The organism is Amycolatopsis sp. A133 (assembly GCF_031082405.1).
Taxonomy (GTDB): Bacteria; Actinomycetota; Actinomycetes; order Mycobacteriales; family Pseudonocardiaceae; genus Amycolatopsis.
In genome coordinates, this window is the sequence record NZ_JAVHJU010000043.1 from 50,097 (window position 1) to 76,792 (window position 26,696).

At 75.0% G+C, this 26,696-nt stretch carries 13 protein-coding genes; 2 read left to right on the forward strand and 11 right to left on the reverse strand.

All coding sequences use genetic code 11. The features are described from left to right. Positions 1-46: 46 nt before the first annotated feature. The 11 genes from Q5425_RS27480 to Q5425_RS27530 all read right to left on the reverse strand — a co-directional run bounded on the left by Q5425_RS27480 (position 47) and on the right by Q5425_RS27530 (position 23,267). Positions 47-5,056, reverse strand: coding sequence for a non-ribosomal peptide synthetase (locus Q5425_RS27480; protein ID WP_308675205.1), 5,010 nt, complete (start codon positions 5,054-5,056; stop codon positions 47-49). Next, entirely contained in the window at positions 5,053-6,258 is a 1,206-nt protein-coding gene (locus Q5425_RS27485; protein WP_308675206.1) for an MFS transporter, read from the reverse strand. The genes Q5425_RS27480 and Q5425_RS27485 overlap by 4 nt, the downstream gene beginning before the upstream one ends. A 76-nt stretch (positions 6,259-6,334) precedes the next feature. Further along, positions 6,335-7,315 (reverse strand): TauD/TfdA family dioxygenase, encoded by a 981-nt coding sequence (locus Q5425_RS27490; RefSeq protein WP_308675207.1) that lies wholly within the window; start codon positions 7,313-7,315, stop codon positions 6,335-6,337. Positions 7,316-7,342: 27 nt separating this feature from the next. Next, complete coding sequence (locus Q5425_RS27495) at positions 7,343-17,362, reverse strand: non-ribosomal peptide synthetase (protein ID WP_308675208.1); 10,020 nt, start codon at positions 17,360-17,362, stop codon at positions 7,343-7,345. Beyond that, positions 17,359-18,294, reverse strand: coding sequence for an LnmK family bifunctional acyltransferase/decarboxylase (locus tag Q5425_RS27500; RefSeq protein WP_308675209.1), 936 nt, complete (start codon positions 18,292-18,294; stop codon positions 17,359-17,361). Before Q5425_RS27500 ends, Q5425_RS27495 begins: the two co-directional genes overlap by 4 nt. Next, positions 18,291-19,385, reverse strand: coding sequence for a histidinol-phosphate transaminase (locus Q5425_RS27505; RefSeq protein WP_308675210.1), 1,095 nt, complete (start codon positions 19,383-19,385; stop codon positions 18,291-18,293). The genes Q5425_RS27500 and Q5425_RS27505 overlap by 4 nt, the downstream gene beginning before the upstream one ends. Further along, a complete protein-coding gene (locus Q5425_RS27510) occupies positions 19,382-19,612 on the reverse strand; it encodes an acyl carrier protein (RefSeq protein ID WP_308675211.1) in 231 nt (76 codons plus the stop codon). Before Q5425_RS27510 ends, Q5425_RS27505 begins: the two co-directional genes overlap by 4 nt. A 13-nt stretch (positions 19,613-19,625) precedes the next feature. Beyond that, complete coding sequence (gene dmpG / locus Q5425_RS27515) at positions 19,626-20,633, reverse strand: 4-hydroxy-2-oxovalerate aldolase (protein ID WP_308675212.1); 1,008 nt, start codon at positions 20,631-20,633, stop codon at positions 19,626-19,628. After that, positions 20,630-21,490, reverse strand: a complete 861-nt coding sequence (locus tag Q5425_RS27520; protein ID WP_308675213.1) for a hypothetical protein — start codon at positions 21,488-21,490, stop codon at positions 20,630-20,632. Before Q5425_RS27520 ends, dmpG begins: the two co-directional genes overlap by 4 nt. Next, positions 21,487-22,290 (reverse strand): fumarylacetoacetate hydrolase family protein, encoded by an 804-nt coding sequence (locus Q5425_RS27525; RefSeq protein ID WP_308675214.1) that lies wholly within the window; start codon positions 22,288-22,290, stop codon positions 21,487-21,489. Before Q5425_RS27525 ends, Q5425_RS27520 begins: the two co-directional genes overlap by 4 nt. Further along, entirely contained in the window at positions 22,287-23,267 is a 981-nt protein-coding gene (locus Q5425_RS27530) for a class I SAM-dependent methyltransferase (protein WP_308675215.1), read from the reverse strand. Before Q5425_RS27530 ends, Q5425_RS27525 begins: the two co-directional genes overlap by 4 nt. Before the next feature lie 310 nt (positions 23,268-23,577). On the opposite strand from Q5425_RS27530, the gene Q5425_RS27535 reads away from it, so the two are divergent. After that, complete coding sequence (locus Q5425_RS27535; protein ID WP_308675216.1) at positions 23,578-25,137, forward strand: tryptophan 7-halogenase; 1,560 nt, start codon at positions 23,578-23,580, stop codon at positions 25,135-25,137. After that, the gene (locus tag Q5425_RS27540; protein WP_308675217.1) at positions 25,134-26,690 is read left to right on the forward strand and encodes a flavin reductase; all 1,557 of its coding nucleotides are present in this window, start codon (positions 25,134-25,136) and stop codon (positions 26,688-26,690) included. The genes Q5425_RS27535 and Q5425_RS27540 overlap by 4 nt, the downstream gene beginning before the upstream one ends. The last annotated feature ends 6 nt before the right edge of the window (positions 26,691-26,696 follow it).

Sequence of the window (26,696 nt, forward strand, 5' to 3'; positions counted from 1 at the left end):
CGGCGGCCGGCTCGACGCGGTGGTGCGCAGCTCCGCGGTCTCCGCATCAACGACGGGGGGTGAGCGCCGGTCGGCGCGTGGCCGGCACGGCCAGGTGGCCGGCCAGCCCGGCGACCGTCGGGGCGTCGAAGAACGCACGCAGGGAGCATTCCGCGCCCAGTTCCGCGCGGATCCGCCCGAGCAGGCGGGTGGCGAGCAGCGACTGCCCGCCCAGTGCGAAGAAGTTGTCGTCGACGCCGACCCCGTCCAGGCCCAGCACCTCCGCGAAGAGGACACACAGCCGCTCCTCGCGCTCGGTGCGCGCTCGGCGTGAGGCGCCACCCCGCGGCACCGCGGGTGCGGGCAGCGCCGCCTTGTCGAGCTTGCCGTTGCGGGTGAGCGGCAAGGCGTCCAGGGCCACCACCGCCGAGGGCACCATGTAGGCGGGCAGCCGCTCCCCCAGCGCCCTCAGCACCGCCTGCGGTGCGACGTCCCCGGGGACGACGTAGCCGACGAGGCGCGGCACCCCGTCGTCCGTCCGCAGGTCCGCGGCCGCCTGGGCGACCCCCGGCTGGTCGAGCAGCGCCGCCACGACCTCGGCCGGTTCGACCCGGTAGCCGCTGATCTTGACCTGGTCGTCGACGCGGCCGACGAACTCCAGGATGCCGCCGGGCCGGAACCGCCCGACGTCGCCGGTGCGGTACATGCGGGCGCCGGGCGGCCCGGCCACGTCGGCCACGAACCGTTCCGCGGTCAGGTCCGGCCGGCCGAGGTAACCGCGGGCGAGTCCCGGGCCGCCGAGGTAGATCTCCCCGGGCACGCCGGCCGGCACCGGCCGCAGCCCCCGGTCCAGCACGTACAGCCGGGTGTTGTCCATCGGCGCGCCGACGGGCACGTTGGCCGGTACCGGCTCCCCGGCGGGCAGCGGGAACCAGGTCGAGATGACCGTGGCTTCGGTCGCGCCGTACGCGTTGGCCACCCTCATCCCCGGCGCCTCGTCGCGCAGCTTGCGCACCGCCGCGGGGCTGAGCACGTCGCCGCCCGACCACGCCAGCCCGAGCCGCGCCATCGGCTCGGTGGCTTCCTCCGCCAGGACGTTGAACAGGGCCGCCGCGAAGACCGCCGACGTCACCTGCCCGGCGACGGCCGTCATCGCGGCGCGGTCGAGCGGGCCGGGCGGCAGCACCACGCGGCCGCCCGACAGCAGCGGAAGCCACAGCTCGTAGGTGGACGGGTCGAACGCGTGCGGCGAGTGGTGCAGCACCGCCCGCCGGTCCTCGGGCCGCCACCGCCGGTCCGCCGTGAAGGCGACGATGCTGCGGTGGCTGACGCCGACGCCCTTGGGCACACCGGTGGACCCGGAGGTGTACATGACGTAGGCGAGCTGATCGGGGTGCACCTTCCGCCCGGGGCGGGACGCGGGCCGGTCGATGGGGTCGTCGGCGTACACGACGGGTACGCCGGCGGCACCGAGCAGCGGGTGCGCGGCCGAGGCGCGGTCCGTGAGCACGACCGGTGCCCCGGTGCTCTCCACGACCCAGCGCATGCGCGCGAGCGGGAACCCGTCCGGCAGCGGAACGTAGTAGGCGCCGGCCTTGAGCACGGCGAGGATCCCCACCACCACGTCGGCCGACTTCCGCTGGAGCACGACGACCGGCTGCTCGGGCCGGGCCCCCGCCGCGATCAGCACGTGCGCGAGCCGGTTGGCCCGCTCGTCCAGCTCGGCGTAGGTCAGCACGCCCCGCGGGCCGGTCACGGCCGGTGCGTGCGGAGCGTGGTCCACCTGCTGCTCGAACAGCTCGACCAGCGACGCCGCCGGGAACTCGGCGGCGGTGTTGTTGCGGTCGGCCAGCACCCGCTTGCGTTCGGCGGCACCGAGCACGTCCACGGTGTGCAGCGCCGTCTCCGGGTGCCCGCCCAGCGCCGCCACGACGTTCGCCGTGGTGGTGTGCAGCGCGTCGAGCACCACCTCCACCGGGATTGCGGGCACCGCCTGCACCACGAACGTGAACCCGGTGCCGTCGTCGTCGATGGAGACCACCAGGGGGTAGTTCGTGCGCTCCCGTTCGCCGAGGTCCGCCACGCCGGCCAGGTCGGTGCCGCCGGCCGCGGTGTCGTGCCGGTGGTTGAGCACGGTCGTGAACAGCGGCACGGGGAACGGCACGCCGGAGGCCCGCTGCGCGTCCGCCAGCGACGCGTGTTCGTGGACCAGGAGCTCGGCGAGCTGGGCGTGCATGGTCCCGACCGCTTCCCGGACGCCGGCCCGGTACGTCCGCGCCCGCACGGGCAGCGTGTTGATGAACAGCCCCGGCACCCGCTCGGCGTCGGCGCCGCCCCGCATCCGGCCGAACAGCAGCGTGCCGAACACGACGTCGTCGCGGCCGGTCAGCCCGGCGAGCACCCGCGCCCAGACGACGTGGAGCACCGTGGCGGGACTGGTGCCGGCCAGGCGCGCGGCGGTGCGCAGCCGCGCCGCGAGCTCCGGATCCAGCGGGCTGTGCCGCTCGGCGACGTCACCACCGTCGTGGTGCACCTCCAGCACGCCGAACGGGGCGGTCGGCTCGGTGACGTCGCCGAGCAGCCGGGCGAACCGGGCCCGGTGCTGCTCGGCCGGCACCCCGAGCAGCGCCTGGGCGACGTAGTTCCGGTACGGCTCGGGCGGCGGGAGCTGCCCGCCCCGGCCGGCCAGCAGCTCCGCCAGCTCGTCAAGCAGGACCTCGCCCGTCGTGTGGTCCTGCGTGACGTGGTGCATGCGCCAGACGAGCAGCCAGTGGCCGGTGCCGGGCTCGGGGGCGACGTACACGTCCATCAGGGGCGCTCGGCGCAGGTCCAGCACGGTGTCGCAGGCGGCCAGCAGCTCGCGGACGCCGTCGTCGCCCGCGGCGGCGACGGTCACCTCGGTGACCGGCAGCCCGGCGGTGCGGTGCACGACCTGGACCGGGTGCGGCAGACCTTCCCAGGCCAATGAGGTGCGCAGGACCTCGTGCCGCGCCAGCAGGGTGCGGCAGGCGGCCAGGAACTCCTCGAGCCGCTCCCGCGAGGCGATGCGGAACGGGTGGCGCAGCAGGTAGGGGTCCCGGTCGCGGTCCTCGTGCAGCCGGTGGTGGAAGAACAGCCCGTCCTGCAGCGGCCCGAGCCGGTAGACGTCGGCGATCGCCGCGGCCCCGCCGGGCACCGCCGCCGTCACGAGCGCCAGCTGCTCCTCGGTGAGCTGCGCGAGGGGCACCATCGCGGGCGTGAGCGCGGTGGCGCCCGGGGGGATGACCGTGGGCGGGACCACGACCGGGCCGGTGACCGCCACCGTCGCCAGCTGGGCCGGGGTCGGCGTGGCGAACAGGGTGCGCACGTCCACGGGCACGCCCCGCGCGCGCAGCAGGTCGGCCAGGCGCACCAGCAGCAGCGAGTGCCCGCCCAGCGCGAAGAAGCTGTCGTCCGCGCCGACCCGGGGCAGCCCGAGCACCTCCGCGAACGCCGCGCAGAACAGCTCCTCACGCGGGTTCGCGGGGGCGCGCCCGCCGGCTGCGGCGTAGGCGGGGCGGGGCAGCGCCGCCCGGTCGACCTTGCCGTTGACCGTCGCGGGGATCGCGTCGAGGACGACCACGGCCGCGGGGACCATGTACTCGGGCAGCTCGGCGGCGGCGTGCGCGCGCAGCGTGGCGGCCAGGCCGGGCGGGGCGCTCGCCGGAGTGACCACATAGGCCACGAGGCGGCGGTCGCCGGGCTCGTCCTCGCGCACGACGACGACCGCCTGCGCGACCGATCCGTGCGCGGCCAGTACCGCCTCGATCTCGCCCGGTTCGATCCGCTGGCCGCGGAGCTTGACCTGGTCGTCGGCGCGGCCGGCGAACTCCAGCCGCCCGGCCGCGTTCCACTTCACCAGGTCGCCGGTGCGGTACATGCGTTCGCCGGGCGGGCCGTCCACAGCGGGCACGAACCGCTCGGCGGTGAGGCCCGGCCGGCCGAGGTAGCCGCGGGCCAGCTGGACACCGGCGATGTAGAGCTCGCCGGGCACGCCGGCCGGGACGGGGCGCAGCCGGTCGTCGAGCACGTGCAGCCGGGTGTGCCAGACCGGCCCGCCGATCGGCACCATCGCGCCGGGCGCGTCCGCCGCGTCGCGGAACAGGTGCTCGGTGGCGGTGTTGGTGGTCTCGGTGGGGCCGTACTGGTTGGACACGGGCGCGCCGAGCACGGCACGCACCTGCGCCGCCTGGGTCGTGGTGAGCGCCTCGCCGCCGCTGAACAGGACGCGCAGGCTGTCGCAGCGCGCCGCCGCGGCCTCGCGCAGCAGGGGACCCAGCATCGACGGCACCATTTCGACGACCGTCACCCGGTGCTCCGAGATCAGCTCGGCGAGGTACGCGGGGTCGCGGTGCCCGCCCGGCTCGGCCACGACCATGGTGGCGCCGTGCAGCAGCGGCCAGATCAGCTCGACGAGCGAGGCGTCGTAGCTGAACGGGGTCTTCAGCAGCGTCCGGTCGGCCGGGCCGATCCGGTGCGCGTCCTGCATCCACGCGAGGTGGTTGACGATCGCGCGGTGCGGCACCGGCACGCCCTTGGGCGCGCCGGTCGAGCCGGAGGTGAAGATGATGTACGCCGTGTGCTCCGGGTGCAGCGCCACACCTTCGACCGGCCGGGCGTCGTACCGCCGCAGCGCGGCGATCGTCGCCGGATCGTCGAGGATCAGGCGGCTCGACCCGGCGGGCAGCCGGTCGGCGAGATCCGAGGTGGTCAGCACGAGCGGGGCCCGGGTGGCGGCGAGGATCCGGTCCAGCCGGGCGGCCGGCAACCCGGGGTCCAGCGGCACGTACACCCCGCCCGCGTTCAGCACGCCCTGCACCACGGCCGGCAGCTCCAGCGACCGGTTCAGCAGCAGCCCCACCGGGACCTCCGGGCCGACACCGAGGCCGGCGAGGTGCCGGGCGAGGCGGTTCGCACGCTCCGCCAGACCCGCGTAGGTCAAGCGCCGCTCCCCCTGCACCACGGCGGTCGACTCCGGGTACAGCCGCGCCGCGCGGGCGAAGAGCTGCGGCAGGGTCTCCCGCGAGACGGGCGGCGCGGCGGCGAGCGTGTCGGTCATGACGGTCGGCCTCTTTCCTCGGAAGTCGGTACGGGTGCCGGCCGGCGGCGGGACAGGGCCACGGCGGTGACGAGCGCGCCGAGCACCATCAGCGCGATGACCTGCCGGAAGCTGAGCAGGGCGACCAGGCCCGAACCGGCGCCGAGCGCGGCCGCCTGCGGGACGGTCAGGCAGAGGTTCACCGCCGCCTGGGTGCGGCCCATGACGTGGTCGGGCGTCGCCGCCTGCGCGACCGTGGCCAGTCCGATCACCGCCAGCGGCCCCGCGGCGCCGGCGAGCACCAGCCCGGCGACCACCACGGGGAGGACCGCCACCGCCTGCAGGGCGGTGCCGAGCGCGAACACCAGCGCCCCGGCCACCACCAGCCGCTGCGGCCGGAACCGGGCGATCGCCACGCTGCCGCCCACCGCACCGGCCAGGCCGCCGAGCGCCAGCACGCTCTCCAGCACGCCGAGCAGGGTCGGCGGGCGGTGCAGGCCGTGCTCGATCAGTGCCAGCAGCATCGGCGAGGTCAGGCCGATCACCGCCGTCATGGTGACCATCGCGACCAGCAACGGCCGGATTTCGGCGGAGCCGCGCACGTGGTGGAGGCCGGCGGTGAGCTCCGCGGCCCACCCGGTGCGTTCCCGGCGCGCGGGGCGCTCGCGATCCGGCAGCGTGGCGAAGGCCAGAGCCGCGGTCAGCAGGCAGGCCATGGCCACCACGGCGACGCCGTGACCGCCGATCCACCCGTACACGGTGGCTCCCGCGACCGGGGACAGCAACGTCGTCCCGGACCGGACGCTCTGGCTGAGCCCGGCGGCGGCGCCGAACTCCGCCTCCTCCACCAGCATCGAGCGCAGCAGCGCGCTCTGCGCCGGGCTCAGCACCGCGGAGGCGGCACCGTAAGCGGCGGCCACGGCGTAGAGGACACCCACGTCGCCCGGGCCGTCGACGAGCAGCAGCGCCGCCGACGCGAGCGCGACGGCCAGGTTCGTGCCGACCAGCAGCGGCCGGCGCCGCACCCGGTCGGCGAGCACCCCGCCGAGCGGCAGCAGCACCGTCGGTGCCATGTACGTGAACATGACCAGCGCCGCCACCGAGCTGCTGCCGGTCAGCACCTTCGCCCAGACGCCGAGCGCGATGAGGGCGACGCCGTCGCCGAACAGGGACAGGGTCTGTCCGGCCAGGAACAGCCGGATGCCGGGCCGGGTCAGCAGCACCCCGGCCCCCCGGCGGCTTCGATGACGGTCACGACGATCTCCAACCTGGGTTTCGGGGCCGGCGGACGGGGCGGGATCAGCGGTCCAGCACGTGGCCGTCGCCGGGGCGGTGGTCGCGGGAGCGGCGCAGGTCGCTGAGCACGAACGTGCGCTGCAGCCAGCGGTCCGCGCCGTCGTAGCGGGGGCGGAAGGCCGAGCGCCCGTGCAGGGCGATGTGGTTGTCGACGACGGCGAGGTCGCCGGGCTCGAGGTGCAGCGTGCGCGGCACGGCGCCGAGGGCGCGGCTCAGCTCGGCCAAGGCCGCCTGGCCGGCCGGGGTGACGGCGGTGGTGGCCGCGAAGTCGACCCGCACGTCCGGGTCCTCTGCGTCGCCGGTGAACACGGCGTGGCCGGGGGTGCCCGCACTGTCGAAACCGAACGAGGGCGGGGCGGCCGTCCGGAAGACCGGGCGGGCGAGCAGCGCGCGGGTCGGCCCGGGCAGCAGGGCCAGTGCCTCGCGGACCGAGCTGGTGTGCAGGCCCGCGACGCGGTCGTGGTCGGCGCGCAGGCAGAGCAGCAGCACGTAGTCGGGCCGGTGGGGGTGGAACGCGTTTTCGTTGTGCAGCATCAGCTCGGTCGAGCCGGCGTTGCCCTGGAACGCCTCCTGGCCGGGCACCGGTACGACGTCCTGGACGAGCGCGCCGCCCTTCTCCCGGCGGTAGGCCGCCGGGTCGCCGAGGCCGCAGGCCGTCAGCAGCAGCACGGCCGCGGCGCGGGTGGTGGTGCGCTGGACCGAGCCGCCGACCGCCGGGGTGGGCGGCAGCCCGGCGTCGAGGGGCAGCCCGTGCACGGCGAGCACCCCGGAGGCGCCGGAGTCCCGGCGGAACGCCCGGATCCGGCGCCGGACGCCGGCGGGCAGCTCCTCCCAGGCGGCGCGGGCCGCGGCGACCAGCGCGTCGCCGACGTGCGGCTGGGCCGCCACGAGCCGGTCGGCGACCGCCGCGACCACGGCGGCGTCGTCGGGGCTCACCGTGAGGACGTTGCGGCCGGGCGCGAGCCCGACGGTCGCTTCGGTCATGCGAAAACTCCTTGTCCGGGGGAAGGGTCAGCGGAGCAGCGGTTCGAGGACGGCCGCGATCCGCGCGGCGTGCTCGGGGGCCAGCAGATCTCCGTGCGCGCACGCAATCGCGTGCTGGTCGAGGTCGCCGGTCAGGTACGGCCGCCACCGCCCGGCTTCCGCCGCCGCGGCCGTGTGCTCGGCGGTGAAGAAGACCGCGTCGCCTTCGAAGCGGGGCGGCACGTGCGCGCCGGCGAGCCGGGCGTGCCGGACGAAGGTCGCGCACAGCTGCTCGATCAGGTCGGCGCCGAGCCCGGCGAGGGGACCGGCGGCGGTCGCCAGCGCGACGAAGGCGTCGACGTCGGCGGGCCCGGCGGTGCCGTCCGGCACCCGGTGGCCGAGCGAGGCCAGCAGCTGGGCCAGTGCCTCGGCGGCCGTCAGCTCGCCGCCGTCCCCCTCGGCCGGGTAGCCGTCGAGCAGGGCCAGCAGCGTGACCTTGTCGCCCGTTTCCTGGAGCCGGGCGGCCATGGCGTGCGCGACGACGGCCCCGAAGGACCAGCCGAGCAGCTGGTACGGCCCGGACGGCTGCACCTCGCGCAGCCGCTCCACGTAGCCCGCCGCCATGGCGGCCACGGTCGCCGGTGACTCGGCCCCGGCCTGCAGGGCGTAGAGGGGCCGGCCGGGGTCGAGGTGCTCGAGCAGGCTGCTGTAGACCCAGCCGATGCCGGCGCCGGGGTGCACGCAGAACAGCGGGGTCACCCCCGCCGCACCCGCACGCAGGCGCAGCAGCCCGTCGGGGGCACGCGGCACGCCTTCGTCGAGCAGGGCGGCCAGCCGGCCCACGGTCGGCGCGGCGAACAGGTCGGAGATGCCCACGGTGAGCCCGTACCGGTCCCGGGCCCGGGCGACCACCCGGGCGGCCAGCAGCGAGTGGCCGCCGAGGGCGAAGAAGTCGTCGTCGACCCCGACCCGCACGGCGCCCAGGGCCGCCTCGAACAGCTCGCAGAGCGCCGCTTCCGTGGCCGTGCGCGGCCCTCGGCCCGCCGTGGCCGCGGCCGCCGGTTCGGGGAGCGCCGCGCGGTCGATCTTGCCGTTCGTGGTGCGGGGCAGCCGGTCGAGCACCACCACGGCGGCGGGCACGGCGTACTGCGGCAACAGCTCGGCGAGCCGGGTCCGCAGCTCCTCCGGCGTCCAGTCGGCGCCCGGGGCCGGGACGGCGTAGGCCAGCAGCCGCTCACCGCGTACGGTCGCCGCCGCCTCGACCACCTGCGGCCGGCCCGCCAGCACCGCCTCGACCTCGCCCAGTTCGACGCGGAAACCGCGCACCTTGACCTGGTCGTCGGCACGGGCCACAAAATCGACGGTGCCGTCGGCGCGGCGGCGCACGAGGTCCCCGGTGCGGTACATGCGCTCGCCGGGCGGGCCGAACGGATCCGCGACGAACCGGCCCGCCGTGCGGCCGGGCAGCGCGAGGTAGCCACGGGCGAGCAGATCACCCGCGATGTACAGCTCGCCGGTGACGCCGGGCGGGGTGGGGGCCAGGCTGCCGTCGAGGACGTACCAGCGGGTGCCCCACACGGGCCGGCCGATGGTGATGCCGCCGTCGGGCAGCTCGTCGCCGGGCTCGATGCGGAATTCGCCGCAGCCCACGGTGGTCTCGGTCGGGCCGTACTCGTTGATCACGGTGACGCCGGGGTGCCGGGCCCGCCACTCGCGCAGCGCCGAGCCGAGCAGCAGCTCGCCGCCGAGGACGAGGTCCCGGGTGGGCGCGTACTCCGGCGGCAGCACCCCGAACAGACCCAGGTGCGACGGCGTGGCCTTGACGAAGGTGGGTGGCCCGGCCACGGCGGCCGGTGCGCCGGTCAGTTCGGTCAGTTCGGTCAGGTGCACTTCGCCGCCGGCGGTGAGCGTGCCCCAGAGGCCGGTCACGGTCAGGTCGAACACGACCGGGGAGTGCACGAGGGAGCGGCCGGCCAGCCCGGGGTAGGCGTGCCGGGCCCACGCGAGGTAGCGCGCCAGCGAGCGGTGCTCGACCACCACGCCCTTCGGCTCGCCCGTCGAGCCCGAAGTGAAGATCACGTACGCGGCGGCGGCAGGCGGCAGGGCGATCCCGGGGTCGGTGGTGTCCTCCGCGCCCGGCGGCAGGTCGCCGGCGAGCACCAGCGCGGGTGCCGCGAGCTCCAGGAGGCGGGACTTCCGTCCGGCGGGCTGGGCGGGGTCGAGCGGCAGGTAGGCCGCGCCCGCCTTCAGCACCCCCAGCAGCGCCACGACCAGATCCGCGCCGGGCGGCAGTTCGACGCCGACCAGGTCGCCCGGGACGACGCCGCGGCCGATCAGGTGGCGGGCCAGCCGGTTCGCCCGTGCGTCCAGCTCGCCGTACGTCAGGCGGGTGGCCCCGGCCACCACCGCCGTCCGCGACGGCGCCGCGGCGGCCCGGGCGGAGACGAGGGCCGGGACCAGTGCCGGTTCCGGTGCGGCCGGGCCGGCTCCGGCCGCGAGCAGGGCACTCCGCTCGGCGTGGCCGAGGACGTCGACCCGGTCCACCCGGGTGTCGGGGTCGGCCACGACGGCCCGCAGCACCCGGACGAGCCGGTCCGCGATCGCCTGCGCGGTCGCCGGGTCGAACAGGTCGGCCGCGTACTCGAGGACGCCGTCGACACCGGCCGGAGTGCCGTCCGGGCCGTGCTGCTCGACGAAGCCGAACGAGAGGTCGAAGCGGGCCGTTCCGCCGTCGAGGGCCTCTTCGGTCACGGTCACCCCCGGGAGGCGGAGCTCCCCGGCCGCGGTGTTCTGGAAGGTCAGCATCACCTGGACCAGCGGGTGGGTGGCGGACCGGGCCGGGTTGAGCTCCTCGACGAGCCGCTCGAAGGGCACGTCCTGGTGGTCGTAGGCGGCCAGGTCGGTCGCGCGGACGCGGGCCAGGAGCTCGCCGAACGAGGGGGCCCCGGACAGGTCGGTGCGCAGGACGAGCGTGTTGACGAAAAAGCCGACCAGGTCGTCGAGTGCGGAGTCGGTGCGCCCGGCGATCGCCGTGCCGAGGGGGATGTCGGTCCCGGCGCCGAGCCGGGACAGCAGCACGGCCACGGCGGCCTGCAGCACCATGAACACGGTGGCCTGCCGCGTCCGGGCCAGCCGGGCGACGCCGGCGTGCAGCCCGGGGTCCAGCCGCAGGTCCACCTCGCCGCCGGCGTACGAGCGGGCCGGGGTGCGCGGCCGGTCCACGGGCAGTTCCAGGCATTCGGGCAAGCCGGCCAGCTGCCGCCGCCAGTAGCCGAGCTGACCGGCGGCGGCGGTGTCCAGCAGTTCGCGTTGCCAGAGGGTGTAGTCGGCGTACTGGACGGGCAGCGGCGCCCACCCGGGAGCCGTTCCGGCGCGGCGAGCGGCGTAGGCGGTGCCGAGGTCGCGCAGCAGCGGTTCGAGGGACCAGCCGTCGCTGGCGATGTGGTGCAGGGTGAGCACGAGCCGCCCGTCGCCGGTCAGCCAGGCCCGGATCGGGAGGTCGCGGGTCAGGTCGAACGCCGCGCCGGGCGCGGGTGGCAGGGCGCTGAGACCGGGCCGGGCCCGCGCCCGGTCCAGCACCAGCTGCCGCGGTGCGCCGTCGACGGTGGGGAAGATCGTGCGCAGGGCCTCGTGCCGGGCGAGCACGTCGCCGAAGGCCGCTTCCAGGGCGTCCCGGTCGACGTCGCCGGTGAGCCGGAAGGCCAGCGAGCTGTTGTAGGTGGCGCCCGGGCCCTCGAGCTGCGCCAGGAACCAGAGCCGCTGCTGGGCGTACGACAGCGGCAGCGGCTCCGGGCGCTCCCGCACGGTCATCGGCGGGCGGGCCGGGGTGTGCCCGGCGGGCAGGGCGGCCAGCGAAGCCACGTCGGGGTGCTCGAACAGCGTCCGGATCGGGATCTCGACGCCCAGCTCGGCCCGGATCCGGCCGACCAGGCGGGTGGCCAGCAGGGAATGGCCGCCGAGGGCGAAGAAGCCGTCGTCCACGCCGACCCGTGGCACGTCGAGGACCTCGGCGAACAGCGCGCAGAGCAGCTCTTCGCGCGGGGTGCGCGGGGCCCGCCCGCCCGCCCGCGGCGCCGCCGTGGGCTCGGGCAGGGCCACCCGGTCGACCTTGCCGTTCGCGGTGACCGGGAGCCGGTCGAGCACGACGACGGCGGCCGGCACCAGGTGTTCGGGCAGCCGTTCCGCGGTGTAGGCGCGCAGGTCTTCGGCGGCAGCGTCGCCGACGACGTAGGCGACCAGGCGTTTGTCGGTCGTGCCGCGCACCACGACCGCGACCTGGCGGACGGCGGGATGGGCGGCCAGCGCGGCCTCGATCTCGCCCGGCTCGACCCGGAAACCGCGGATCTTCACCTGCCCGTCGTCCCGGCCGGCGAACTCGAGCACCCCACCGGGCCCCCAGCGGCCCAGGTCACCGGTGCGGTACATCCGCTCCCCCGGCGCGCCGTAGGGGTCGGCGACGAACCGGCAGGCGGTCAGCCCCGGCCGGCCGAGATAGCCCCGCGTCACGCCCGGTCCGGCCAGGTAGAGCTCGCCGGTCACGCCCTCGGGCACCGGCTGCAGGCAGTCGTCGAGCACGAGCACCCGGGCGTTGTCGAGCGGACGGCCCAGCGGCACGGTGGCCCCGACCTCGTCCGGATCGGACATCCGGTGCCAGGTCTTGATCGCGGTGACCTCGGTCGGGGCGTACACCGCGACGACCTCGGTGCCGGGGCAGGCGCGCAGCAGTGTCCGGACGGCGGCGGCCGAGACGACGTCGCCGCCGGTCCAGACCTCGCGGACGGTGCGGAAACTCGCCGCGTGCTCGCCGGCGAGGATCTGGAACAGCCCCGAGGGAGCTTGCACGAGCGTCACCCGGCGCTCGGTGACCGTGCGGGTGAGCACGGCGGGGTCGAGCGGGCCGGCCGGGGCGAGCACGATGCGGCCGCCGGTGACCAGCGGCGCCCAGATCTCCGTGGTGGACGCGTCGAACGCGATCGGCGAGTGCAGCAGGACGGCGTCGTGGGCACCGGAGCGGAACCCGCCGTCGGCGAGCAGATCGGCCAGGTTGCGGTGGGTGGTGCCGACGCCCTTCGGCGTGCCGGTCGAGCCCGAGGTGTAGACGAGGTAGGCCAGCTGGTCCGGGTGCACGGCCGGGAGCGGGACCCGGCTCCCGGCGGAAGGCTCCTCGCCCGCGACGAGCACCGGGCAGCCGGCCTCGACGGCGATCGGGTGGTCGCGGTGCTCGCCGTCCACCAGCAGCACGGTGGCGTCGGCGTCGCCGAGGATCGTGCGCAGGCGCGGGAGCGGGTAGCGGTCGTCGAGCGGCACGTAGGTCCCGCCCGCCCGCGCCGCCGCGACGATCGCCACGACGAGGCCGATGCCGCGCCCGGCCAGGATCGCGATGCGTTCCTCCGGCCGGAAACCGCGGGCGACGAGGTGCCGGGCCAGCCGGTCCGCCCGCGCCGACAGCACGCCGTACGTGAGGCTCGCACCGCCCTCGACCACGGCGACGGCGTCCGGCGTCGCGGTGGCCTGCAGCGCGAAGAGCTCGGGCAGGGTCTGCCGGGGCAGCGGGGTGCCCGCGGCACCGCGGCCCAGTTCCAGCAGGCGCGCCCGCTCCCCCGCGCCGAGCAGGTCGATCGCGCTCAAGCGAAGGTCCGGCCGGACGGCGACCGCCCGCAGCAACGCGGTGAGCCGCGCCGCGATGGCCTCGGCGCTGCGGTGCTCGAAGAGATCGGCGGCGTAGACCAGCTCGCCGTGCAGGCCGGCCGGGCGGCCGCCGGGGCCGTGCCGCTCGTCGACGACGACGTTGAGGTCGAACTGGGCGTGGTGGTCCTCGATCGGTTCGAAGCGGGCGGCCAGGCCCGGGACGTCCAGGGTGGGCTCGGCCCGGTTGTCGTGCGTGACGACGGTCTGGAACAGCGGGTGGCGCCCGGGCACGCGAGCCGGGTTGAGCCGCTCGACCAGCGCCTCGAACGGCACGTCCCGGTGGTCGTACGCGGCGAGCGCGGTCGCGCGGACCCGGTCGAGCAGCTCGGCGAAGGTCGGGTTGCCGTCGGTGCGCGTGCGGAGCACGAGGGTGTTGACGAAAAAGCCGACGAGGTCGTGCAGTTCCTCGTCGTCCCGGCCGGCGACCGGGGTGCCGAGCGGGATGTCGTGGCCGGCGCCGAGCCGCGTCCACAGGGCCGCGACGGCCGCCTGCAGCACCATGAACATGCTGGCCCGGTGCTCGGCCGCGAGCTCGGCGAGCGCGGCGTGCACGCGCGCGTCCAGCGTGAACGGCACCTGGCCGCCCCGGTGGGTGGGGGTCGCGGGGCGGGGCCGGTCGTAGGGCAGCGGCAGTTCTTCCGGCAGGTCGCGCAGCACTTCGCGCCAGGCCTGCACGGACGTGTCGTCGAGGCGCTGACGCAGGGCGTAGTCGGCGTACTGGACGCGCAACGGCGCCCAGCCGGGTGCCTCTCCGGCGCGCCGGGCGGCGTAGGCGGTGCCGAGGTCGCGCAGCAGCGGCGCGAGGGAGCCGCCGTCGCTGGCGATGTGGTGCAGGAGCAGCAACAGGACGTGCTCGCCGTCGCAGCGGAAGAGCCACGCGCGAAGCGGGATGTCGGTGGCGAGGTCGAAGACGGTCGCCGAAGCGCCGGCCAGCGCCGCGGCGAGCTCCTCCCCCGTCGCGCAGTCGACGATCGGCAGGTCCGGAAGGCAGGCGGGCAGGATGCGTTGCTCGGGACGGCCATCGGTCGCGGGGAAGACCGTCCGCAGGCTCTCGTGCCGGGCCAGGACGTCGCCGATCGCGCGGCGCACGGCTCCGGCGTCCAGCTCGCCGGTCAGGCGCAGGGCGACCGGGGTGTTGTAGAGGGCGCTGGCGCCCTCTACCTGCTCGACGAACCAGAGGCGCTGCTGGGCGTACGACAGCGGCAGCCGATCGGGACGCACGGCGGCGCTCAGCGGGGTGCGGCCGGGGCCGGCGGCCCGCAGGCGGTGCGCGGCCCCGGCGACCGTGGGCGCCTCGAACAGCGCGCGGATCGGCAGCTCGAGGCCGAGCTCGGCGGCGATGCGACCGGTCAGGCGGGTGGCCAGGAGCGAGTGGCCGCCGAGGTCGAAGAAGCTGTCGTCGACGCCGACGCGGTCGAGCCCCAGCACGGCGGCGAACAGCTCGCCGAGCCGCGTTTCGAGGTCGGTCAGCGGGCGGTCCGGCGCGCCGCTTCCGGCCGGGAAATCGGGTGCGGGCAGGGCGGCCCGGTCGAGCTTGCCGTTGACGGTGAGCGGCAGCGCGGCCAACGGCACCACGGCCGCGGGCACCATGTACTCGGGCAGCTGCCGGGCGACGTGCTCGCGCAGCGCCGCGGACAAGTCGTCCGGGGCGTCCGCCGCGGGGACGACGTACGCCACCAGCCGCGGGCCGCCGGGCTCCTCGGTGCGGGCCACGACCGCCGCCCGGGTCACGGCGGGGTGCGCGGCCAGCACGGTCTCGATCTCGCCCGGCTCGATCCGGAAGCCGCGCACCTTGATCTGCTGGTCGGCCCGGCGGACGAACTCGAGCACGCCGTCCGCCGTCCAGCGGCAGACGTCCCCCGAGCGGTACATGCGCTCACCGGGCGCACCGAAGGGGTCCGGCACGAAGCGCTCGGCGGTCAGGTCGGGGCGGTTGAGGTAGCCGCGGGCCAGCTGCACACCCGCGATGTACGCCTCCCCCGGAATACCCGGCGGCACCGGCCGCAGGCGGTCGTCGAGCAGGTAGACGCGGGTGTTGCGGATCGGGCGGCCGATGGGGGCGATCGCGGCGCCGTCCGGGACCGTCGCCGGTTCGTACGCCGGCTGCGAAGTCATGACGATCGTGGTCTCGCTGGGGCCGTACTCGTTGACCAGGGGCCAGCCCAGCTCCCGGACGACCCGGGCGGCCACGCGGCCGGACAGCGCCTCCCCCGCGCTGCGGACCAGGCGCAGGCTGGTGATCGCCTCGGCGCGGGGCTCCTGCGCGAACGCGGCGAGCGCCGAAGGGACGAACTGGAGCACGGTCACGTCGTACCGCCGTACCTGCTCGGCGAGGTAGGCGAAATCGCGCTGGGCGCCCGGGCGGGGCACCACGATCGCCGCGCCGGCCAGCAGCGGCCAGATCAGCTCGTTGATCGAGAGGTCGAAGCCGTACGCCGTCTTCTGCAGCACCCGGTCGGCGGGACCGAGCCGGAAGCGCTCCTGGGCCCAGGCGAAGTGGTTGACGAGCCCCTCGTGGGAGAGGACGACGCCCTTGGGCATCCCCGTCGAACCCGACGTGAAGATGACGTACGCGGGGTGCGCGGGACGCAGCCGCGGAGCCGGTACCGGGCCGGGTGGGTGACCGGCGATCCGCGTGGCCGTACCGGGGTCGTCGAGCGCGATCCGGCGTACCGGGAAATCGGTGTCGTGCTGGTCACCGGAGGTCACGAGCAGGGCGGGACGGCTCACCCGCAGGACGTTCTCCGCCCGCGCGGGGGGCAGGTCCGGGTCGAGCGGCACCAGCGCCGCACCCGCCTTGAGCACCGCCCAGATCGCGACGACCTGCTCCGGCGAGCGTTCCATCGCCACCGCGACCGGTGTCTCCGGGCCCGCACCCGCCGCCGCCAGGTACCGGGCCAGCCGGTTCGCGCGGGCGTCGAACTCGGCGTAGGTCCACCGCACGTCGTCGCTCAGCAGGGCCGTGGCCTGCGGATCCTCGGCCACCCGGGCGGCGAGCAGTTCCGGCAGGGTCGCGGTCTCGATCGGGGCGGCGGTGTCGTTCCACGTGCGCAGGACCCGGCGGTGTTCGTCGGCGCTGAGCAGGTCGAGGGAGCCGATGGGCCGGTGCGGGTCGTCCGCGACGGCCTCGAGCAGCCGGACCAGCCGGGTGAGCAGGCTCTGCGCGGTGCTTTTGTCGAACAGGTCGGCGGCGTAGTCGACGGTGATGCCGCCGTCCTCGGCGAAGTCGAAGACGAGGTCGAACCGGGCGACGGCGAGGTCGAAATCCTCCTCGCGGCATTCCAGGTCCCCGAGGCGGCCGGGCACCGGGGTCTGGCCGCCGAGCGTGACCAGCGTCTGGAAGAGCGGGTGGCGGCCGGGCACCCTGGCCGGCCCGAGCTGCTCGACGACCGTCTCGAACGGCGCGTCCTGGTGGTCGAAGGCGGCCAGGTCCGTCGCGCGGACGCGGGCCAGCAGCTCGGCGAAGGTGGGGTTGCCGCCGGTGGGGGTGCGCAGCACGAGCGTGTTCACGAAGAAGCCGATCAGCGGGGTCAGCGCCTCGTCGGCCCGGCCGGCGACCGGGGTGCCCAGCGCGATGTCCTCGCCCGCGCCCAGCCGGGTGAACAGCGCGGCGATCGCCGCCTGCAGCACCATGAAGAGGCTCGCCCGCTCGGCCGTGGCCAGCGCGGTCAGGCGTTCGTGCCCGTGCTGCCCGACGCTCGCGGACACCCGGCCGGCCCGCAGCGACGGGTGGGCCGGACGGGGCCGGTCGTACGGCAGCGCCAGCTCCTCGGGCAGCCCGTCGAGGGCGATCCGCCAGTGGGCGAGCTGAGTGGCCAGCACGCTGCCCGGCTCGTCGGCGGCACCCAGCAGCTCGCGCTGCCAGAGGGAGTAGTCGGCGTATTGGACCGGCAGCGGCTCCCGGACCGGCTTCCGCCCGGCGACCCGCTGCGTGTACGCGTACCCGAGGTCGTCGAACAGCGGCCCCAGCGAAGCGCCGTCGCAGGCGATGTGGTGCAGGAGCAGCAGCAGGACGTGCTCCTCGCCGACCCGGAACAGCCAGGCGCGCAGCGGGATCCCGGTGACGATGTCGAACCCGTGCCCGGCCGCGGCCGCCAGTGCCGACCGCAGCTCGGCCTCCCCGGCGCACTCCCGGACGACCAGCTCGGGCCGGACCTGACCGGCGGGCAGGATCCGCTGCTCGGGCTGCCCGTCCACGGCGGGGTAGACGGTCCGCAGGCTCTCGTGCCGCTCGACCAGGTCGCCCAGCGCGGCCCGCAGTGCCGCCGCGTCGATCCGGCCGGACAGCCGCACCGCGATCGGCGTGTTGTACAGCGCGGTCGCCGGCTCGAACTGCTCGAGGAACCAGAGCCGCTGCTGCGCGTGGGACAGGGGGATCATGCCGGGCCTCCGGTCTCGATGGCGGTCGCCGCGACGAGCCGGCCCGTCGCCCGGTCTCGCATGGCCAGGTCGGCGATCTCTCGTCCCGGGTCCCGTGGGTCGCGCCACGACCGCAGGGTCACGGCGAACACCGTCCCCGGGTCCGCGTTGCCGAAATAGCCGATCCGCTGGTCGATCACCCTGCGCCGCAGGAACTGCTCGTCCGTGCGCCCGAGCGCGCGCCACGAGGCCAGCAGGGCCGTGTCGAACACCGAGAAGTACGACGCGAAGTACATGAGCCCGGCGCCGTTCAGGTCCCGCACCACGTCCAGCGCGTGCTCGCTGGTGCGCGCCCGCCCCGCCTCGGCGAAGCCCGCCGGGCCGTCCGGGTGGAAGCCGCCCTGGGCACGGGCCCGGCCCACCTCGGCACGCGGCGAGTACTCGGTGGGCAGCACGGGCAGGTGCTCGTAGGCGAAGTCCGGCGGCGCCAAGCGGGTCAGCCCTTCGTTGCTGCCGGCCGTGCGGCGGGCGACCCAGCGGTTGAAGTTCTCGACGTACATGCAGTCGGGGTGCGGGCGTTCGTGGAACTCGCCCGCCGTCAGGGGCTCCCCGGGTGCGAACAGGCCCGCGGGCGCCAGCCGGTGCAGGGTGAGGACCGACTGGCTGCCGAGCTGGAAGACCCGGGACGTCACGGTCAGCTCGTCGCCGAACGTCAGCCCGTGCGGGTGCACCACGGCACCGCCGCGCACCCGGTAGTAGTAGAAGGACAGGTACGCGGGATCGCCGGCGGCCGTCCGGGCGGTGTGGACGTTCACGCCGCACGACTGGGCCACCGCTTCCCAGGTCCAGTCGCCGATGCGGCCGAAGATCAGGGAGTCCCCGCTGCACATGCCCGGCGCCACCACGACGTCGCGGCTGAGCGTTCCGTCCGGGACGACGGTGGTCGCGGTCATGCCGGCACCCCCTCCTCGGGTTTCCCCGCGCTGCACCACGCCGCCGCGGCGGCGAGGAAGTCGTCGTTGTCTTCCGGGCTGCCGACGGTCACGCGGACGCCCTGGCCCGCGAAGCACCGCACCGCGACCCGGCGGGCGGCGCACCAGCCGGCGAAACGCCCGGCGGCCTCGCCCAGCCGCAGCCACAGGAAGTTCGCCTGGCTCGGCGGCACGTCCCAGCCCGCGCGCAGCAACACCGCGCGTACCCGGGTGCGCTCGGTGACGGTGGCGTCCGTGACCGCGCGCATCCGGGCCGGCTCGCGCAGCGCCGCCACCGCGGCGGCCTGCGCCACCGAGCCGACCGAGTACGCCGGCACGCCCTTGCGCAGCTGCTCGGCGACCCGCGCGTCGCCGACGAGGTAGCCCACCCGCAGCCCCGCCAGCCCGTACGCCTTGGAGAACGTCCGCAGCACCACGACGTTGGGCCGGTCGCTCGTCAGGCGCGGGAAGGCGGCGAGGTCGCGGACGTATTCGGCGTAGGCCTGGTCGATCGCGACGAGGCAGGTGGGCGGCACCCGGTCCAGGAACGCCGCCAGCTCGGCCGCCGGCACCGTCGTCCCCGTCGGGTTGTTGGGGTCGCAGACCACCACGAGCCCGGTCCGCGCGGTGATCCGCTCCGCCATGGCCACCAGGTCGTGGACGTGCCCGGTCAGCGGCACCTGGACCGGACGCACTCCGGCCAGCTCGGCCAGGGGCCGGTACAGCTCGAAGGAGGGCTGCGCCAGCACCGCCTCCGCCCCCGGCTCGGCGACGGCCTGGAAGAGCAGCTGCAGCAACGCCACCGATCCGGCGCCGGCCACGAACCGCTCCGGCCCGATCCGGTGCGTCCGGGCCAGCTCGGCCACCAGCTCCGTGCACCCCGGGTCGGGGTAGCGGTGCACCGCCGCCGCGGCCCGGGCGGCCGCGTCCACCGCCGGGCGCGGCGGCGCCTCCGGCGACTCGTTCGCCGACAGCAGGCGGGGCTGCGGCACCGCGTGGACGCCCTCGGTGGGGCGGTAGCCGGGCAGGTCGTACAGGGCGCGGCGCAGGTGCGGCAGCGGCTTCGGGTTCACGACGCCGCCTTGCGCTCGGCCACCAGCCGGGCGACGTCCTCGACCGTCACCGTGTCCAGCAGCTCCCAGTCGTGGACCACAACGCCGAGCCGCACGTCGAGCAGCTCGGCCAGCTCCACCACCGCGAGGGAGTCCAGCCCGATCTCCTCGCGGGTCGCGGCCGGGCGGATGTCGTCGGCCCGGACGCGCATGGAGCGGACCAGGATGTCCTTGACCACCTCGTACACGGCCGAACCCCTCTCAGGTGTTCGTGCGCCGGCCCGCGAGGGCCAGCGCCACGTCGACGATGAGGTCCTCCTGGCCGGCGACCGCTTGCCGGCGGCCCAGCTCGAAGAAAACGTCGCGGGGGTCGACGCCCTCGCGCCGCGCGACGTCGAGGACCCGGCCCTTGAAGCCGGAGAACACCCCGGCCAGTCCGCTGACCACGCCGACCGAGTCGATCGTGGGCGGCGCGGGCATGAGCACCCGGCCGGCGACGTCCGCCGCGTCCAGCAGGCCGTACAGGTCGATGCCGGTCGGGTGGCCGAGCCGCTCCAGCACCGGCACCAGGACTTCGAGCTGCGTGTTGCCGGCCCCCGCGCCGAAACCGCGGGCGCAGGCGTCGATGACGGTCGCCCCGGCCCGCACCGCGGCGACCGAGTTGGCGATCGCCATGCCCAGGTTGTTGTGGCCGTGGAACAGGACCGGCACCCCGGTCGCCTCGCGGATGGCGGTGATCCGCTCGGTCACGTCCTCCGGCAGGTAGTGCCCGGCCGAGTCCATGATCCCGACCGCCACCGCGCCGGCGGAGACCAGCTTCGCCGCCTCACCCGCCAGCCGGACCGGGGTCGCCATGTGGCTCATCAACAGCACGCCCTGCGCTTCGACACCCTGCTCGCGCAGCCAGCCCAAGTGCCGCTCCGCGAGGTCGGCCTCGGTGCAGTGGGTGCCGATCCGCACGATGTCCACGCCACGGGCCACCGCCATCCGCAGGTCCGCGGTCGTGCCCCAGCCGGGCAGCATGAAGGTGGCCATCCTGCTGTTCGGCAGCGCCGCCCGGACGGTCTCCAGCATCTCCTCGTCGGACAGCTTCGCCCGTCCCGCCTGCAGCGAGGAGGCTCCGAGGCCGTTGCCGTGCCCGACCTCCACGACGGGGATGCCGGCCGCGTCGGCCGCTCGCGCGTACGCCCGCAGCTGCTCCGCGTCGAGCTGGTGGCCCACCGCGTGGTGGCCGTCGCGCAGCGTCGGGTCGTAAATGACGACGGTCATGCCTGCCCCGCATAGAGTTCGGCCACGCGCACGGCGGCGGAGTTGATGATCTCGAGGTTCCCGGCGTACGCCGGGATGCGCCCGCCGGTCGCGCTCACCTCGACGGCGACGAACGCGCGGCCGGCGCCGACCACGCACGCGGCCACGCGGTAGCCGGGCACGTAGGTCCGCATCCGCTGTTCGGTGGCGAGGACGGCTTCGGAAACGAACGCCTCGTCCAGGTCCGCGCCGAGCAGCGTCACCGCGACCCGGAACGTCGCCGGCGGGCGGGCCGGGCTGATGTTGAGCAGCGCCTTGACCTGCTTCACCCCGGTGAACCGGGTAACCGCCTCCTGCGTGGTGGCGACGTACTCGTCCAGGTTCAGCCGGGTCGCGCGGCCCACCCCGGGGCCGGCCGCCGTGGTCACGACTTCGATGTACTCGGCGTCGTTCGCCCGGGTGATCGCGTGCAGCAGCGGCAGCACGGCCTGGCCGCCGCAGCTGATCATGCTCAGGTCCGGGTGCGCCAGCGCGTCGGCGTCGTTCACCCCCGGCACCACCATGTGCCCGGCGTTGCTCGGCGTCAGGTCGACCAGCAGCGTGCCCGTGCCCCGCAGCAGCTCGGCGTGCTCCGCGTGCGCGGTGGCGTCCGTCGCGTCGAACACGATCCGCGGCGGACGGCCGCGGGCCAGCAGCGCCCGGATCCCGCCGCCGGTCGTGGTGATGCCCGCGTCCGCCACCTTGCGCAGCCCGGCCGCGCCGGCGTCGCGGGCCACGACCAACGCGCAGTCCAGCAGCGGCGAGCGGTGCACCAGGTCCGCCAGGCCCGTGCCGATCAAGCCGGCGCCGAGCACCGCCGCGGGCATCGGAGCGGTCACGGTTTTCCCGCCCCGGCCGCGACGTCCAGGCGCACCGTGCCGAGCCGGTCGAACTCCGCGACGAAGCGGTCGCCGGGCGCGAGCGGCACGGCCGCGTGCAGCGCCCCCGTCATGACCAGCTGGCCGGCGTCCAGGGTGACGCCGTGCTCCCCGAGGGTGTTCGCCAGCCAGGCGACGACGGCGACGGGATCGCCCAGCGCCGCCGCGCCCGCGCCCGTCGCGACCAGCTCACCGTTGCGGGAGAACGCCATGCCCAGCAGCCGGTAGTCGTCGCCCGGCCCGGCCGGCACCGGGTCCGCCAGCACGACCGCACCGTTGGAGGCCAGGTCCGCGACGGTGTCGGCGAGCCGGATCCGCCAGTCCGCGATGCGCGAGTCGACGATCTCCAGACCGGCGATGACCTCGCCGAGCGCCGCGCGGGCCTGCTCGGCCGTGACCCCGGGGCCGCGCAGCGGGGCGGCCAGCCGGAACACGATCTCCGCCTCGACCCGGGGCGCGATGAACTCGCCCAGGTCGACCCGCGCGCCGTCGGGGTGGATCGTCGACGCCAGCACCGGCCCGTAGTCCGGGGTGCCCACCCCGAGCACGGCCTGCATCGGCTTCGAGGTCAAGCCCGCCTTGTACCCCACCGCCCGGTCGCCGTCGGCGAGCAGCAGGGTGAGCAGTTCCTGCTGGATCTCGTAGCCCTCCCGCAGGCCCAGCTCCGGGTCCTCGTCGGTGAAGGGCGCGATGGCGGTACGGGTCGCCCTGGCGGTGTAGAGCGCCTTCGCCCTGGTTCGCGCGACGGTCTCCGCGGTCATCGGGTAGCGACCATCATGCGGCTGCCCGGCATGCCCAGCGGTGTCGCGGTCACTTCCGCGAAGCCCGCCCGGCGGAACAGAGCGCGCCACTGCTCCTCCGACGGCAGCTCGACGTTCATCGAGCTCGCGTGCAGATAGGTGAAGAGGGCGCTGAACGCCCGCTCCGCGCCGGTGGCGTAGGGCACCGCGTCGGTGACGATCACGGTGCCGCCGGGGGCGAGTGACTCCCGGCAGGCCCGCAGCACTCCCTCGGCCACCTCCGGCCGGGCCAGGGTGTCGTGGAGGACGAACCCGGCGTGCACGACGTCGGCGTCCCGCACCGGCGAGGCGTCCTCGACGAGCGACTCGATCGGCCGGTGCACAACGTCGAGCCGGTCGGCCACCCCGGCCCGCCCGGCCGCCGCGGTGGCCTCCGCGCAGGCGCCGGCGCTCAGGTCCAGCGCGACACCGGTGCTGCCCGGCAGCTCGGTCAGCAGCCGGACCAGCAGCGCGCCCGCACCCGCACCCAGGTCCACGATCCGCCGCGGCTTGCGGCTGCGGATTTCCTCCACCACCCCGGGGTAGAAGCCGTACGACCCGATCCAGCTCGACGACACCGCCACCTTGCGCCCGTCGCGGCGGTGGCCGGCCGCGGTCGCGGGTTCGCGCAGGATCTCCGCGGCGTGGTCCAGGTAGGGCCGGTTGGCCGTCAGCGACCACGAGACGTAGCCGGCCCGGTAGCGGCGGCCCGCCATGTCCGCGCCCGGCACGAACTCGCGGGGGTGCGAGCCCGGCTCCAGCAGCCCCGCGGCCAGGAGCGCGCCGGTGAAGGCCGCGGCTCCCCTGCCGTCCACCCGGCCGTGTTCGGTCACCTCGTCCAAAGTGAACGGACGGCCGCCGTCCAGCAGCCCGGAGAGACCGAGCGCCTCCGCCATCTCGAAGAACGCCGCGTACGCGGCCAAGTCGGCCGCCGATTCCCGGTCGTCGATCAGGTTCATGCCCTACTCCCGCGTCCACGCGTCTTCCGGTCTTCGCCATCATGAGTGGCCGCAATCCCCGCACACGACCGTAATTCCCGCCGTTACGGCGCCGCAGGCGAAGCCGGCGCGCGATCCACCTCGAAACATCCCGGCGGCACCGTGGTGATCTGCGCTTTTCGCGCCTGCCTTAAAAAGGTGGTTCCGGCGGCCGATGTCGGTGAGGCTGGGCCGACCGCCCGGCCGTGTCCGGTCGCGGGCCCCTGGTGTGTCGGCAGGATCGTCTGCTCCTCGCCGATTGAAGGAGCACATCAGGCGGAAAAGAATTCCGATGGAGGTAGTCGTGCCAAGACAGGTGGTAATCGTCGGAGGCGGAACATCCGGGTGGATGACGGCCTCGTACCTCAAGGCGGCGTTCGGGGACCGGATTTCGGTGACCCTCGTCGAATCCGCCCGGATCTCCACCATCGGTGTCGGTGAGGCCACGTTCAGCACGATCCGGCACTTTTTCGACTACCTCGGGCTCGACGAGCGGGAATGGATGCCCGAGTGCAACGCCAGTTACAAGCTCGGCATCCGGTTCGAGAACTGGCGCGCGCCGGGGCACTCCTTCTACCACCCGTTCGAGCGGGTGCGGGTGGTCGACGGGTTCGGCCTGACCGACTGGTGGCTGCAGCTGCGCCCCGGCGACCGGTTCGACCAGGACAGCTTCCTGATGGCCGCGCTGTGCGACGCCGAGCGGTCGCCGCGGTACCTGGACGGCACGCTGTTCGAACAGGACTTCGTGGAGCGGGACGGCCAAGGCGGATATCGCACCACCCTGACCGAGCAGCACACCCAGTTCCCCTACGCCTACCACTTCGACGCCGCACTGCTGGCCAAGTACCTCACCGGGTACGCCACCCGGCGGGGCGTGCGGCACGTCCTCGACGACGTGGTGGACGTGGCACTGGACGAGCGCGGCTGGATCGACCACGTGGTGACCCGCGGCTCCGGCGCCCTCCACGGCGACCTGTTCATCGACTGCAGCGGATTCACCGGCCTGCTGCTCAACCGGGCACTCGGCACGCCGTTCCAGTCCTATCAGGACACTCTGCCCAACGACAGCGCGGTGGCGCTGCGCGTGCCCGTGGACGTGGCTCGCCGGGGCATGCGCCCGTGCACGACGGCCACCGCGATGGACACCGGCTGGATCTGGACCATCCCGCTGTACGAGCGCATCGGCACCGGGTACGTCTACGCGTCCGACTACTGCTCCCCCGACGAAGCCGAGCGCACCCTGCGCGAGTTCGTCGGGCCGGCGGCCGACGACCTGGAGGCCAACCACCTGCGGATGCGGGTCGGCCGCAGCCGGGAGTCCTGGGTGCGCAACTGCGTCGCGATCGGGCTTTCCAGTGGCTTCGTGGAGCCCCTGGAATCGACCGGGATCTTCTTCATCCAGCACGGTGTCGAGCAACTGGTCAAGCACTTCCCCGGCGACGACTGGGACCCGCGGCTGCGCGACTCCTACAACCGGCGGATCGCCGGCTGCCTGGACGGGGTCCGCGAATTCCTCTGCCTGCACTACCGCGGCGCCGCCCGGAGCGACAACGCCTACTGGCGGGACACCAAGACCCGGCCGATCCCCGATTCCCTCGCCGAGCGGCTGGAGCAGTGGACGGCCAAGCTGCCCGACACCGAAACGATCTGGCCGCACTACCACGGTTTCGAGCCCTACTCCTACGTCTGCATGCTGCTGGGCCTCGGCGGGGTGCCGGTGCGCCCGCCCGCCGCACTCGGGCTGTTCGACGACACGGGCGCGATCAAGGAGTTCGAGCTGGTCCGCGACCGGGTGAAGGACCTGGTCGAGCGGCTGCCCAGCCAGCGCGACTACCTCGCGTCGATGCGGTGACCGCCGCGGAGCCGGACGTCGACCGGGACACCTTCCGCACACTCATGGCGGGTTTCCCGGCCGGGGTCGCCGTGATCACCGTCCTGGACGGCGACGGACGGCCGCGGGGCATGACGTGCTCGTCGCTGTGCAGCGTGTCGCTCGAACCACCGACCCTGCTGGTCTGCCTGCGCCTCGGCAGCCCGACGCTGGCCGCGGTCCGCGAGCGGGGCCGGTTCGCGGTCAACCTGCTGCACCACCGGGCGCGCGCCACCGCGGAGCTGTTCGCCTCCGGCGCCGCCGACCGGTTCGACCGGGTGCCGTGGCTGGCCGACGACGGCCGGGCCGGCCCGCACCTGAGCGGCGACGCGCACTCCGTCGCCGACTGCGTGGTCAGCGGCACCGAACGGATCGGCGACCACGAGGTGGTGTTCGGCCGGGTACGGCGGATCGACCGGTTCGCCGGCCCGGCGCCCCTGCTCTACGGACTGCGCGGATACGCCGGCTGGCCGGACCGATCCGCTACCGGAGAGGCGCACGGCACGGGCCGGGCGCCGGAAAGGTCTGTCATGACAACCGAAATCCCCGCGCCCGGCTCGCGGCGGGCGGCCGCCGGCATCTTCAACGCGGCCGTCGCCGCACCGGCCATCGCGGCCGCCTGGGAGCTGGGCGCGCTCGACGAGCTCAAGGAGTTCGGCCGGCTCGAGATCCCGGCCTTCGCGGCGCGGCACGACCTGCACCTCGGCTCCACCCGGGGCATGTTCGTGGCGCTCGCCGGCGTCGAGGTGGTCCGGCGGGACGGCGACACCGTCGTCGCCGGCCCGGTTTTCGACGAGGTCTACCAGGCCAAGCCGTTGTTCCACTGGCTGGCGGTGGGCTCGGCGCCGCTGTTCGCCCGGATGCCGTTCGTGCTGCGCAACGCCAACCGGGTCGGGGACTACTACACGCGGGACGCCCGGGCGATCAGCTTCGCGTCCCGGCAGGCCAACACCACGTTCTTCGATCCGGTGTTCTGGTCGGTGGTCGAGGGGCTGGACTTCCCGGTCACGTCGGTGGCCGACCTGGGCTCGGGCAGCGGCGAGCGGCTGCTCCAGCTGGCCAAGCGCTATCCGGCGGCCAAGGGGATCGGCGTCGAAATCGCCGCACCCGCGCTGGAGCTGTCGACCGGCGAGGCCGCGCAGGCCGGCCTGGCCGATCGGGTCCGTTTTGTCGAGGCCGATGCGCGGCACCTGACGCCGCGTCCGGAGTTCGCCGACGTCGAGCTGCTCACCTGTTTCATGATGGGCCACGACTTCTGGCCCCGGGAGCAGTGCGTCGCCGCTCTGCGCCGGCTGCGCGAGGCGTTTCCCGCCGCCCGCAAACTGGTGCTCGGGGACAACGTGCGCACCGTCGGCGTACCCGACGACGACATCCCGGTGTTCACGCTGGCGTTCGAACTCGGCCACGCGATGATGGGCGTCTTCGTGCCGACCGAGCAGGAGTGGCTGGAGGCCTTCGGGGAGGGCGGCTGGGAGTGTTCCGCCGTCCACCACGTCGAAGGCCTGGCGGGCGCCGTCGTGTTCGAGCTGTCGTGAAGGCCG

Excerpts from the sequence above, each read along its gene's own strand:
- Q5425_RS27480 (WP_308675205.1), bottom strand. The coding sequence starts at position 5,056 with ATGACCGACACGCTCGCCGCCGCGCCGCCCGTCTCGCGGGAGACCCTG.
- Q5425_RS27490 (WP_308675207.1), bottom strand. The coding sequence starts at position 7,315 with ATGACCGAAGCGACCGTCGGGCTCGCGCCCGGCCGCAACGTCCTCACG.
- Q5425_RS27535 (WP_308675216.1), top strand. The coding sequence starts at position 23,578 with ATGGAGGTAGTCGTGCCAAGACAGGTGGTAATCGTCGGAGGCGGAACA.
- dmpG (WP_308675212.1), bottom strand. The coding sequence starts at position 20,633 with ATGACCGTCGTCATTTACGACCCGACGCTGCGCGACGGCCACCACGCG.
- Q5425_RS27495 (WP_308675208.1), bottom strand. The coding sequence starts at position 17,362 with ATGATCCCCCTGTCCCACGCGCAGCAGCGGCTCTGGTTCCTCGAGCAG.
- Q5425_RS27500 (WP_308675209.1), bottom strand. The coding sequence starts at position 18,294 with ATGACCGCGACCACCGTCGTCCCGGACGGAACGCTCAGCCGCGACGTC.
- Q5425_RS27525 (WP_308675214.1), bottom strand. The coding sequence starts at position 22,290 with ATGACCGCGGAGACCGTCGCGCGAACCAGGGCGAAGGCGCTCTACACC.
- Q5425_RS27530 (WP_308675215.1), bottom strand. The coding sequence starts at position 23,267 with ATGAACCTGATCGACGACCGGGAATCGGCGGCCGACTTGGCCGCGTAC.